The organism is Acinetobacter sp. NIPH 1852 (assembly GCF_022549455.1).
Lineage (GTDB): Bacteria > Pseudomonadota > Gammaproteobacteria > Pseudomonadales > Moraxellaceae > Acinetobacter.
On record NZ_JAKZGG010000024.1, the window covers coordinates 37,311 to 48,950 of the forward strand.

The window sequence follows — 11,640 nt, forward strand, 5'->3', positions numbered from 1 at the left end:
GCCATGTTATCTAAATTTTTTATTGATCGTCCCATTTTTGCAGGTGTCTTAGCGATTATCGTGATGGCTGTTGGGTTACTTGCTGTTCTAAATTTACCTGTAGAGCGCTATCCCGATATTGCTCCTCCTAGAATCACTGTATCGACCAATTATAGTGGTGCAGATGCACAAGCGGTTGAAGACAGTGTTACGCAAGTCTTAGAACAACAAATTAAAGGAATTGACCATCTTCTTTATTTTAGTTCAAGTAGTGATGCTAATGGTAACAGTCGGATTAGTTTGTTTTTTGCGCAAGGCACTGATCCTGATCAGGCGCAAGTGCAAGTTCAAAATGCAATTAATGGCGCAATCAATCGTTTACCAGCCGACGTACAAAGACAGGGGGTGAATGTTCGTAAATCGCTCAGTGATTCTTTTATGGTCATTGGCCTAGCCGATGCTTCTGGACGTTCTACCAATATCGATATCTCTGATTATTTAACCAATCATTTTGAGTTAAATCTGAGTCGTCTCGAAGGTGTTGGGGAAATCAGTGTTTTTGGCTCACAGTACGCGATGCGTATTTGGTTGGATCCTAAAAAATTACAACAATACCAACTCAGTGTCAGTGAAGTCCGTACGGCTTTAGAAAATCAGAATGCTCAAGTGGCAGCAGGTGCGATTGGGCAGTTACCGAGTGTAGATGATCAATATTTAAATGCCAAAGTCACCTCAGGCTCTTTATTGCGTACGCCTGAGCAATTTGAAAACATTATTCTCAAAGCAAATAGCGATGGCGGCATGGTCTATCTAAAAGATATTGCCCGAGTCGAGATTGGTGCAGAAAACTATCAGATTTTTAACCGAATCAACGGTTATCCCGCTTCGGGGCTTTCAGTTTCATTGGCTGTGGGCGCCAATGTGATGCAAACTGCGGATTTAGTTTACCAAGAAATAGAACGGTTAAAAAAAGGATTGCCTGAAGGTTATTTCGTGGTCTATCCACGTGATGATACCCCCTTTGTAAAAGAATCAATGTCTCAGGTGGTGACCACACTGGTTGAAGCGATCATTTTGGTTGTACTGGTGATGTTCCTTTTCTTACAGAATTGGCGAGCAACCTTGATCCCTGCGGTAACGGTTCCAGTGGTGATTCTAGGGACTTTTGCAGTGCTTGCTGTATTGGGAATGAGCATTAACACCCTGACGCTATTTGCAATGGTGCTTGCGATTGGGTTGTTGGTAGATGATGCAATCGTTGTGGTTGAAAATGTTGAACGGATCATGCATGAGCAGAAACTGGATGCAAAACAAGCCAGTATTCAGTCTATGCAAGAGATTAGCGGGGCATTGGTTGGGATTACCTTAGTATTGACAGCAGTATTTATCCCAATGTCATTTTTTACCGGTGCAACGGGGATTATTTATCGCCAATTTTCGATTACTTTAGTCGCAGCGATGTCTTTATCATTGCTGGTGGCATTGATTCTTACCCCTGCTTTATGTGCGATTTTATTAAAACCACAGCAACAGAAAGCCAAATGGGCCGTGTACTTTGAGCGTGGATTAGATCGTGTTCGAAGTTTTTATCTGAATGTCGCCAAAAAGGTGATACAGCTTAAATTTTTGTCGCTTGTCGCTTTATTGTTTTTGGTTGGTGCTTTTGCTTGGACCTATCGTGAATTACCCACCAGTTTTTTACCACAAGAAGATCAGGGGATCTTAGGTGTTCAGTTTCGCCTAGCTGAAGGCACGCCGATGAGTCAAACCCAAGTTATCGGCAAACAAATTTCAGACTATTTCTTGGCAGAAGAAAAAGATAATTTAAATGGCATCATGGTGATACATGGACGCAACTTCTCAGGCTCGGGTCAAAACCTAGGGCAAGCCTTTGTTTCTTTGAAACATTGGGATGATCGTCCAGGTGTGAAAAATAGTGCACAAGAAATTCGTGCACGTGCTATGAAGCATTTTGCTCAAAATAATCAGGCACGTATTATGGTAATGATGCCTGCGGTCATACGAGGGTTAGGCAATTCAGACAAAATCAATTTTTGGCTACAAGATACCCAAGGCTCTGGGCGAGATAGCCTCATTCGGTCTTTTGAAAATCTTCAACAGCAGGGCAATGCATTAAGTAGCATCGAAAACCTTGATAAAAAAAGCAATGATGATCAGGCTGTTCTCAATATTAAGATTGATCATCGTACTGCGATGCTACACAGTCTAAACATTAATGAAATTAATCGTACAATCTCGACGGCTTGGAGTGGAAGCTATATCAATGATTTTATTGATCGTGGTCGAATCAAACGTGTTTATTTGCAAGGTGATGCACCTTATCGTTCTAAACCTGAAGACTTGAGCTTTTGGCATGTGAAAAATGCACAAGGACAAATGATTCCCTTTACTCAATTTAGCCAAGTTGAATGGCAGGGCGCACCACCCTTGTTGGAACGTTTTATGGGCTATCCTGCGATTGAATTAGAAGCTGATGCCGCCAGTGGTTTTAGTAGTGGTCAAGGCATGCGAGCAATGGCAAATATTGTGGCACAAATGCCTGAAGTGGGATTGGCGTGGAGTGGTCTATCCTATCAAGAACAGCAATCAAGTAATCAAGCGATTTGGTTATATTTGATTTCGATTGCTTTTATTTTCTTGTGCCTAGCTGCTTTATATGAAAGCTGGTCTATTCCTTCGGTGGTCATGGCAGCTATTCCACTCGGTATCGGGGGAACGATCTTATTTAGTTACTGGTTTGGTTTTGCCAATGATATTTACTTCCAGATCGCACTGCTCACCACCATCGGGTTGTCTTGTAAAAATGCCATCTTAATGGTTGAGTTTGCAGCCAGTTTACAACAGCGGGGACGCAATGTTCTTGATGCTGCGCTTTATGCTGCTGGACTACGTTTACGTCCGATCCTTATGACCTCAATTGCATTTGGTGCAGGGGTGATTCCGTTAATGTTCTCGACAGGTGCTGGGGCACTCAGCCGTCAAGCCATTGGCTATAGTGTTTTTGGTGGTGTTGTCTTCGGCACAGTGCTTGTTCTTATTTTCATTCCTTTAATGTATGTGTTGATCCGATCAATTTTTAAAGGGAAAACCGTTGCAGTGAGTTGAGTTTTTAAATATTTTTGCGCTTAAATATTTTTGATAGAAACAAAAAATCACATATTCCATGTAGATAAAGGCTTGCGTCCGCTTGACTCAAGCCTTTACTATGCACGCGCCGTATAAACGGTTAATTGAGGATTAATTGCCTAAATGGACACGCAGAGTTGTAGTTTATTACGAATTACACATTATTTTCATAAAAATCAGAATGAAGGTCGTTACTCGACAGTAAAATAATATGCTGTGTCTAACTCTTCATTGCTGATCTATTGTAGTGAAGAGGTAGAGATGAGCTACAACAACTTTTTATATTTATTGCAAGATGCATTAGAAAAAAACCATGTTGAACTTGCACTTGCATCGCTTGAAACTTTCCCCGCAGTTGATATTGCTGATCTTTTGACGCAGCTTCCAATCGAACAAAGCCAATTGTTATTGAAGCATTTGCCTGATAGAGCTTATGTTTTTTCTTATCTTCCGCCAAATGAACAAGTCAAACTCGCCAAAGCAATGCCAAGAAATATTCTGGCTGAAATCGTCGGTGAAATGTCATCGGACAAACGAGCTGATGTTTTTAAATGCTTAGATAAACAACAACAAAAAGCATTGCTTCCTGCACTGGCCCAAGCTGAAAGAGAAGACATTCGTCAACTTTCATCATATCTAGAGGGAACCGCAGGGGCGATTATGAGCTCCGAATATGCGACCTTAAAACCCAATATTATGGTCAAAGATGCAATTAAAATGTTGCGTCTTGAAGCACCAGATACAGAAACCATTTATTTTGCTTATGTATTGGATGAAGCACGAAAAATATTAGGAGTCTTGTCATTAAAACAATTGATCCTTGCACCTGCAACGCAGAATATTAGTGAGCTGATGGTTACCCATGTTTTGACTGCTTATGTAGATACCGATCAAGATGAGGTTGCTAAAACCATCGCAAGATATGACTTATTGGCACTCCCAATTCTTGATCATCAAGACATGATGGTCGGGATCGTGACCTATGATGATGCGATGGATGTCGCCAGTGAAGAAGCAACTGAAGATTTCTTAAAAGTCGGTGCGGTGAATGCATCTTCGAAACTGAGCATTAAAACAGCCCCAATTTTACAACTGTATCAAAAGCGCGTTTTTTGGTTGGTATTTTTAGTATTTGGTAGTTTGCTTTCTGGGATTGGGATTGCACATTACGAGGATGTCATTGCACAAAATCTAGTATTGGTCTTTTTCTTACCTCTTCTGGTCGGTAGTGGAGGGAATGCAGGTTCTCAATCTTCAACTTTGATGGTACGTGCTTTGGCAACGGGGGATGTGCAATTTAAAGATTGGTTTGCGCTGCTCGGTCGGGAAAGCTTAGTTGCCTTCTGCTTAGGTGGCACGATGGCGATCGCCGTATCATTATTGGGTTATTTCCGTGGAGATGAATTAATCGCACTGGTTTTAGCATTGAGTATGATGGGAATCGTGTTAATGGGCTGTTTGATTGGTATGAGTCTGCCATTTATTCTAAATCGATTTGGGCTAGATCCAGCAAGTGCGTCAGCGCCATTAGTCACTTCAATATGTGATGCGACTGGAGTGATTGTCTATCTATTTATTGCTTCTATGATCTTATTTTAGTTGTAAAAATAATACCCTCTCGATTTAAAAAGTATTTATGATCAAGCTATAAACTTGGTTTAAGGTTGGGCAAATGTCAGAACAAAAAAAATTAACTCAGCAGCAAGCAATCGTTGTGGAGCGTGATTTGGCGAAATTCGCCAATACGATGGACAACTTGGTACGAATTCCGTTCACTAAGCAAGGTGTTGGTGCGGATGCAGCATTGAGTACGATTCCTTTTGCGGGCGATATAGCAGGTTTTGTTCTGACATTATATGCGTTCAAAAAAGCCAGAGAAGTGGGTGTTCCGCAACATAAACTCAATGGTGTGGTGAAACTTGCGATCTTAGATATGTTGGTTGGTTTTGTACCGATTGTAGGGACTTTATTTGACGTGTTTATTCGGCCAAGCCGTAAAACCCTTGAGATTGTACATAATCATATCCGTGAGGAATATCAAGTACACAGTGATATTCATGTGGTGCATCCATTTTTGCATGAATCTCTAGAGCAAAAACAGAAAACCTCAGCATTTTGGCGTAATCCGATTGTGAGCTGGGTTTGGCTGCGGATACCTGATTTGCTCGGCATCGCCGTTTTGATTTTACTTGTGCTTGCACTTTGGCTTGGCTTGAGTTACGCGTGGCAGTTGTATCAGTCTTTTACAATCGGTTGATTTTGAACTAAAAATAAAGCCTCCAATTTGGAAGCTTTATTGATGTATCTGTTTGGATTAGTGAACGTTTAATTGCTTTAATGCAGCAACACGTTGTTCAATGCTTGGGTGGGTGTGGAACAATGCAGCTAAGCTAAAACCTTGTTCTTTACCTTCCGCGATTGCAAATGCTTTCATTTCTTTCGGCATTTGATCTGGCATTTCTGATTCTGCTTGTAAGCGAAGTAGTGCAGAAATCATTGCATCTTTACCAGCCAAACGTGCACCTGCTTCATCAGCACGATATTCACGTTGACGAGAGAACCACATTACGATGGTTGATGCCAAGATACCAAATACGATATCTAGAGCAATCGTAATCGCAAAATAGGCAATTCCTGGCGCTTCGCCATCTTCACGACCAAATACATTACGGTCAATAAAGTCCCCAGCAATACGCGCAAAGAACATAACGAAGGCATTGACTACACCTTGGATCAATGCAAGGGTAACCATATCACCATTTGCAACGTGACCAATTTCATGCGCAAGTACAGCACGAAGTTCATCTTTGTTCATACGTTCTAATAGACCTGTTGAAACAGCTACTAGTGCGTCGTTTTTATTCCAACCTGTTGCAAATGCATTAGATTGATAAGATGGGAAGATACCAACTTCAGGCATTTTAATACCTGCACGTTGGGATAATTGAGCAACTTCTTGTAATAACCACGCTTCGGCTTGATTACGAGGTGCATTCGGGTCGATTAATTCGGTCCCAGTGGTTTTTTTAGCCATCCACTTTGATAGGAATAGGGAAATCAAAGAACCTACCATACCAAAGACAAGGCAGATAACCATTAGGTTGCCTAGATTTAAGCCACCCGCGCCATGGTAACTACCGACACCGAAGAGTGACAAAATAATGCCAGCTACAACCAGTACCGCGAGGTTGGTTAGCAAGAACAAACCAATCCGCATCATTGAGAAAACCCTCTTATAAAGAAAAAGTGATCTGATTTATAAATATAAATCACCCCAATAATATGCAGGTTGAACCCCAAAAATTCAAGGGAAAAAATAGCTGTTATTGCATGTTTGCAAACAAAATAATGAATCTACAAAGAAACAAGCACTTAAAACTAATTTTAGCGTGAAAAAAGTAACAAATAATTGCTAGTTATCGTTGTTTTAATGTACATATTAATCCGTTAAACGGATATGGGCAGAAGCAGTGGCATTCGCTGTGGAGTAGCTGCCTGCTGGTGCATCTGTAAAGGTACCATCGGCCAAAGTGATGATTTGTCGATTGTACTGTCTTGATGTTGATGCGGTTTCGGCATTTGTACTGCTATTTGAGCCCGAATAATTAACCGATTGTGCGATCACTTGCCCATTGGTTGAATGAGCTGTCGGTTGAGATAAATTGGTCCCTAAACCTGATACATAGAGGTTTTGATAACGACTAGTGACACGACGAACATAATCCTGTGTTTCTCGGAATGGGGGGATGCCTTTATATTTATCGACATTGCCTTCTCCTGCGTTATAGGCAGCCAAGGCCAAGCGTGTATCACCTTTAAAGCGTTTCAGTAACCAACTTAAATACTTTGCACCCGCAAAAATATTTTGCTGAGGGTCGTAAGCATCCGAGACATTGAAGCGTTTAGCTGTCGCTGGCATCAACTGCATTAAGCCTTGGGCACCGACAGGTGAGCGTGCATTGACATTGAAACCAGATTCAGTGTGCATTACCGCTTTTATTAGGCCTTCTGAAACACCATGTTGTTGCGCTGCTTGACGGATCAAATGGTCGAAAGTATTTCGGTTACGGCTATAACTGGGTAGAACTGAAGCTTCGCTATTGCCCCAATTACGATAGCTATGGATATTGCTATCGGGATAATAAGTTGCTTTAACCACTTTTAAATGGCTGTACTCAGCTTTCTTTTTATTGGTCAGCAGTGTAGTACCATTGCTATCTTTAAATTGATAGATGGTTTGGCCAGCGTGCGCAGATACTGTTGTATTAAAAAAACCGATTGTCCCCAAATACAACATAAAAAAATAAGTTATTTTGTTCATCGTTATAATATTCACAAAAGATGAGCTTTAATTCATTTCAGCAGTGTAACAAAAAAATCTCTAAAAAGTACTTTCGCTACATTTTTTTATTTTTCTACTGTCTAACAAAAAATCAAGTCCTTTTGCTCGAATGTTCAGCAAAAAAAAAATTAAATTTTTTTTAAAATTTAAGTGTTGACTTATATAAGCTATTGTTTTTAATGGGTTAAAATGATTGGTTAAAAAATGATCAATTTGATTGAAAGCCTTATTCTAAGATAAAAAAAGTTTGTCAATAGCGAAGAAATCCACAATTTTATCCACAGTTTTTGTGGAAAACTGTGGAGAAGTCTGAAATATAAGCAATCTAGACGATTTTGATAACTTTTGATCAGAATTTTACCAGTATGAAACTCAAATATGACGATTGAGAGAAATTGAAAAATTCTTTAGGTGCGCATTTTTTCGGAATGGGATAAAATCTTGCGGTATTTTGTTTATGAGTAAATCACGTCTATGTACGCGCCAGTGGAGTCCAACCAAGGATTTAATTTCAAGCCAGAGCTTCCTACTAGTTCGGCCTATTATCGCTTGTTGAAAAAACTACGTCGCCAAGTGGGGCATGCAATTCGTGACTACAAGATGATCGAAGATGGCGATAAAGTCATGGTATGCGTATCGGGTGGTAAGGACAGTTATACCTTGCTCGATATCTTGCTGCAATTCAAACGTATTGCGCCGATTAATTTTGATATTGTTGCCGTTAATCTGGATCAAAAGCAACCTGGCTTTCCTGAGGATGTTTTGCCACGTTATATGGAAGAAAACAATATTCCATATTATATCCTTGAAAAAGATACCTATACCATTACCAAGCGCTTAACACCTGAAGGTAAGACTTATTGCGCCGTATGTTCTCGATTGCGTCGCGGTTCACTCTATGGCTTTGCCCAAGAAATTGGTGCGACGAAAGTGGCTTTAGGTCACCACCGTGATGATATTTTAGCGACATTCTTCCTGAACTTATTCCATGGTGGTAGTTTGAAAGCGATGCCACCGAAACTGCTGTCTTCAGATAAAAAGAATATTTTGATTCGTCCTTTGGCTTATGTTGAAGAAAAAGACATTATCAAATATGCAGAAATGCGTCAGTTCCCGATCATTCCATGTAACTTGTGTGGATCTCAAGAGAACTTACAGCGCGCGATTCTGAATGACATGTTGCGTGAGTGGGATAAGCAATATCCTAAGCGTTTACATAGTATTTTTGGCGCATTACAAAATGTATCGCCATCGCAGCTAGCTGATCGAGAGTTATTTGATTTTGAAGCGTTGGATGAACAGCGTGAGTTCGATATGAAAGATCCAGAAGAATTGAAAAATCGTCTAGATGTGGTGAATTTAAGTTTCGCTGCTGAATAAAATGTAATAAATTTTTTAAAGGCACTTTGTTAAGTGCCTTTTCTTTATAAATTTTTTAAAAATTGAATCCTACGTACAAAAAGTCATAGCCTAAAATAAAATATACGTGCTATAACATGGCACAAGCAAATTGCTTCATGTGATGTCGTCTGGATAGATGGCACAAGAAATTGAACAAATATATTTGAGGAATAATCATGGCTGCATTTTTAACTGATGATTGGTTTGCAACTGTCGATACACTTACTGCTGAAGCAGGTGATTTAAACTTGCCACCAGCACTGGCGAATTTGGCAATTAACTTGGTTGTAACAGATGCAGCTGGTAATACAGAGTTAGCTTTAGACGCTGGTAAAATCCAAAAAGGATTATCAACCAAGGCTAAAACAACTTTAAACATGGATGCTGAAACTTTACGTAAAGTATTCTTAGAGTTTGATATGGCTGCTGCAATGCAGGCGTTCATGACAGGTAAAATCAAAGTACAAGGCGATATGTCTCAACTTATGGCTTTACAGACGGCTAAGCCAAGCCAAGAACAAAAAGACTTATTCAAGAAAGTACTTGAGCAAACTGCTTAAATTCTTTTAAAAAAAAGCTTACCCATTCGGTAAGCTTTTTTTTATTTTTAAATATTAATTAGATCACTGGTTTTAATGTGTTCTAAGTAAGCACGAATACGTTTGACGTATTGCACGGCTTGTTTATGTCGACCATTTTTAGCTTGGTTACGCTGTAAATAATCATATAAATTTACCCATTGATTTGGGTCTTTACCTTGCGCTTTGATCCGTTTCTGTGCCTGACTTACTGCACCTGGCCCCATATTATAAGCCACTAAGGCATACCAGTTACGGTCAGGGTAGGGAACATTGGCAAATTGATCCAGCATCAGATCATAATACTTGGCACCACCTTGGATGCTTTGTACAGGATCAACACGGTTGGTTACACCCATCGCTTGAGCCGTACTATTCGTCAGCATCATTAAGCCACGTACGCCAGTAGGCGACACTGAAGTGGGTTTAAGATAAGATTCTTGATAACCAATTGCTGCCAATAAATGCCAATCTAAATTGTATTTAGATGCACTTTTCTTAAAGCTCGCTTTATAGATGGGTAAACGTTGATTCAAATCTTTTTGAATCGTTGACCAAGATTCGGGTTTAACCACATTGCGGTTGTAAAAAGAAGCAAGCTGCTGTGTTGTACCCAATTGTTTACTTTGGCAAATAAAACCACTTGCTGTCAGTGTGAGCGGATCATCAGCTTGTTTAAATACCCAATTGAATTGAGGATTTAAACCATTTTTGCTTAAGCTATCTTGATCGCCACAACTTGCTGAAAAAGAAACCAATTGTTTATTTTCAATCTGATTTAGATTCGCTGTCGTCATGGCCAGATTGGCTTTGCCTTGGGCGATCCATTTTAATGCAGTTGCATTATCTGGAACTGTTTTAAAATCGAGCTTTACATTTAAACTCTGTGCATAGTTTCGTGCTAAATCATAGCCAAAACCATGTAAAAACTGATCTTCTTTAAATACGATCGTTGGATTTTCAACTGCAACCACGGTTAATACATTGCTTGCCAAAACACTATTGTATTGATGTGATTTTTCAGCGCTCAAGCTATTAAAAGGGAGAATGACCACACCTAATGCTAAAGCTTGAAATGGAAGTTTGGAAGATAAAGAGTTAAGGCTAAGCCTCGACCCAGAACTTGAATTACTGTGCATGTTGTCTCCGCTACAGGTAATTTATGCCCTAAAAGTTCAGCAAAAAAATGCTCTAACTTTTTAAAGTTGATAAATTCAATAAGGGTGGGCAAATCATGACGCCATTCAAAATGACATTGAATTAATCTGGAAAAATGATGTTCGTGTTACACATCATTCACAAAGTGTATAAAAAATAAACAAAAAGTTAACTTAGGGGCGCATAATAAGCGGCAAAAATAGGATTGTCAAATTTTGAACAATAAAATACTGAGAGATTCATCACAACCGCATGATTTGAAAAAGAATAAAATTTATACACTTTAGTGATGTTGAAATAAGGAATACAATGCAACGACTTGTAAACAGACTGTTATATTAGCGTATTTTTTTCTTATGAAATCAAATTTAATTACTCGTAATGGACATGATTTGTTAGTCGCAGAGTTAAAAAAACTCTGGCATGAAGAACGCCCTGAGATTACTAAAAAAGTAAATTGGGCTGCTAGTTTAGGCGATCGGTCTGAAAATGCAGATTATCAATATAACAAACAAATACTTAGGAAAATTGATCGTCGTGTTCGATATCTGGGAAAACGTCTCGAAGAGTTGAAGATCATCGATTATGTACCCGAACAAGAAGGAAAAGTTTATTTTGGTGCTTGGGTTGAGATCGAAAATGATGCAGGCGAAAAGAAATCACTGCGTATCGTTGGTGTTGACGAGATCTATGATCATCATCCCCAACATATCTCAATTGAATCACCAATGGCACGTGCATTACTTGGTAAAGCCGTTGATGATGATGTTGAAGTCGATACGCCGCTTGGGAAAAAAGTATGGTATATCAACTCAATTCGTTATGAAAAAAACGAAAATTGTTAAAATAACAGGGTGTTGATTTTATTTTGATCATTTGATGCATGATTTTGCATAAAAGGTTTGCCAAGGAGCGGTTTTATTTATATGATAGCCGCCATTGGAAGCGTGGCAGAGCGGTTTAATGCACCGGTCTTGAAAACCGACGAGGGTGTGAGTCCTCCGTGAGTTCGAATCTCACCGCTTCCGCCAAATT

The 11,640-nt window shown here is 39.6% G+C and carries 9 protein-coding genes and 1 tRNA gene; 7 read left to right on the plus strand and 3 right to left on the minus strand.

The window, feature by feature from the left end; all coding sequences use genetic code 11:
- Nucleotides 1-3: 3 nt before the first annotated feature.
- The 3 genes from MMO38_RS15170 to MMO38_RS15180 all read left to right on the plus strand — a co-directional run bounded on the left by MMO38_RS15170 (nucleotide 4) and on the right by MMO38_RS15180 (nucleotide 5,383).
- Nucleotides 4-3,105 (plus strand): efflux RND transporter permease subunit, encoded by a 3,102-nt coding sequence (locus MMO38_RS15170; protein ID WP_241324065.1) that lies wholly within the window; start codon nucleotides 4-6, stop codon nucleotides 3,103-3,105.
- A gap of 282 nt (nucleotides 3,106-3,387) precedes the next feature.
- Nucleotides 3,388-4,725, plus strand: coding sequence for a magnesium transporter (gene mgtE / locus MMO38_RS15175; protein WP_241324066.1), 1,338 nt, complete (start codon nucleotides 3,388-3,390; stop codon nucleotides 4,723-4,725).
- 73 nt (nucleotides 4,726-4,798) lie between these two features.
- The gene (locus MMO38_RS15180) at nucleotides 4,799-5,383 is read left to right on the plus strand and encodes a DUF4112 domain-containing protein (protein WP_241324067.1); all 585 of its coding nucleotides are present in this window, start codon (nucleotides 4,799-4,801) and stop codon (nucleotides 5,381-5,383) included.
- Between the two features lie 57 nt (nucleotides 5,384-5,440).
- Here the strand turns inward: MMO38_RS15180 and htpX are convergent, their stop codons facing one another.
- Together htpX and MMO38_RS15190 are read right to left on the minus strand one after the other, a co-directional pair.
- Nucleotides 5,441-6,346 carry a protease HtpX gene (gene htpX, locus MMO38_RS15185; RefSeq protein WP_004669119.1) on the minus strand — a complete coding sequence of 302 codons (906 nt, stop codon included), beginning with the start codon at nucleotides 6,344-6,346 and terminating at the stop codon, nucleotides 5,441-5,443.
- Between the two features lie 219 nt (nucleotides 6,347-6,565).
- The gene (locus MMO38_RS15190) at nucleotides 6,566-7,447 is read right to left on the minus strand and encodes a lytic transglycosylase domain-containing protein (protein WP_241324068.1); all 882 of its coding nucleotides are present in this window, start codon (nucleotides 7,445-7,447) and stop codon (nucleotides 6,566-6,568) included.
- Between the two features lie 495 nt (nucleotides 7,448-7,942).
- Here MMO38_RS15190 and ttcA point away from each other — a divergent pair, with 495 nt between their 5' ends.
- Complete coding sequence (gene ttcA / locus MMO38_RS15195; RefSeq protein ID WP_005195634.1) at nucleotides 7,943-8,848, plus strand: tRNA 2-thiocytidine(32) synthetase TtcA; 906 nt, start codon at nucleotides 7,943-7,945, stop codon at nucleotides 8,846-8,848.
- 197 nt (nucleotides 8,849-9,045) lie between these two features.
- The gene (locus MMO38_RS15200) at nucleotides 9,046-9,429 is read left to right on the plus strand and encodes an SCP2 sterol-binding domain-containing protein (protein ID WP_004669116.1); all 384 of its coding nucleotides are present in this window, start codon (nucleotides 9,046-9,048) and stop codon (nucleotides 9,427-9,429) included.
- Nucleotides 9,430-9,476: 47 nt separating this feature from the next.
- On the opposite strand, the gene MMO38_RS15205 is transcribed toward MMO38_RS15200, so the two are convergent.
- Nucleotides 9,477-10,586, minus strand: a complete 1,110-nt coding sequence (locus tag MMO38_RS15205; protein WP_005195636.1) for a transglycosylase SLT domain-containing protein — start codon at nucleotides 10,584-10,586, stop codon at nucleotides 9,477-9,479.
- A gap of 375 nt (nucleotides 10,587-10,961) precedes the next feature.
- Between MMO38_RS15205 and greB the strand changes: the two genes are divergently transcribed.
- Both greB and MMO38_RS15215 read left to right on the plus strand, forming a co-directional pair.
- Complete coding sequence (gene greB, locus MMO38_RS15210; RefSeq protein WP_005195637.1) at nucleotides 10,962-11,450, plus strand: transcription elongation factor GreB; 489 nt, start codon at nucleotides 10,962-10,964, stop codon at nucleotides 11,448-11,450.
- A 96-nt stretch (nucleotides 11,451-11,546) separates the two neighbouring features.
- A tRNA-Ser gene (locus tag MMO38_RS15215) sits at nucleotides 11,547-11,636 on the plus strand.
- Nucleotides 11,637-11,640: the final 4 nt, after the last annotated feature.

Excerpts from the sequence above, each read along its gene's own strand:
- MMO38_RS15170 (WP_241324065.1), top strand. The coding sequence starts at position 4 with ATGTTATCTAAATTTTTTATTGATCGTCCCATTTTTGCAGGTGTCTTA.
- mgtE (WP_241324066.1), top strand. The coding sequence starts at position 3,388 with ATGAGCTACAACAACTTTTTATATTTATTGCAAGATGCATTAGAAAAA.
- MMO38_RS15180 (WP_241324067.1), top strand. The coding sequence starts at position 4,799 with ATGTCAGAACAAAAAAAATTAACTCAGCAGCAAGCAATCGTTGTGGAG.
- htpX (WP_004669119.1), bottom strand. The coding sequence starts at position 6,346 with ATGATGCGGATTGGTTTGTTCTTGCTAACCAACCTCGCGGTACTGGTT.
- MMO38_RS15190 (WP_241324068.1), bottom strand. The coding sequence starts at position 7,447 with ATGAACAAAATAACTTATTTTTTTATGTTGTATTTGGGGACAATCGGT.
- ttcA (WP_005195634.1), top strand. The coding sequence starts at position 7,943 with ATGTACGCGCCAGTGGAGTCCAACCAAGGATTTAATTTCAAGCCAGAG.
- MMO38_RS15200 (WP_004669116.1), top strand. The coding sequence starts at position 9,046 with ATGGCTGCATTTTTAACTGATGATTGGTTTGCAACTGTCGATACACTT.
- MMO38_RS15205 (WP_005195636.1), bottom strand. The coding sequence starts at position 10,586 with ATGCACAGTAATTCAAGTTCTGGGTCGAGGCTTAGCCTTAACTCTTTA.
- greB (WP_005195637.1), top strand. The coding sequence starts at position 10,962 with ATGAAATCAAATTTAATTACTCGTAATGGACATGATTTGTTAGTCGCA.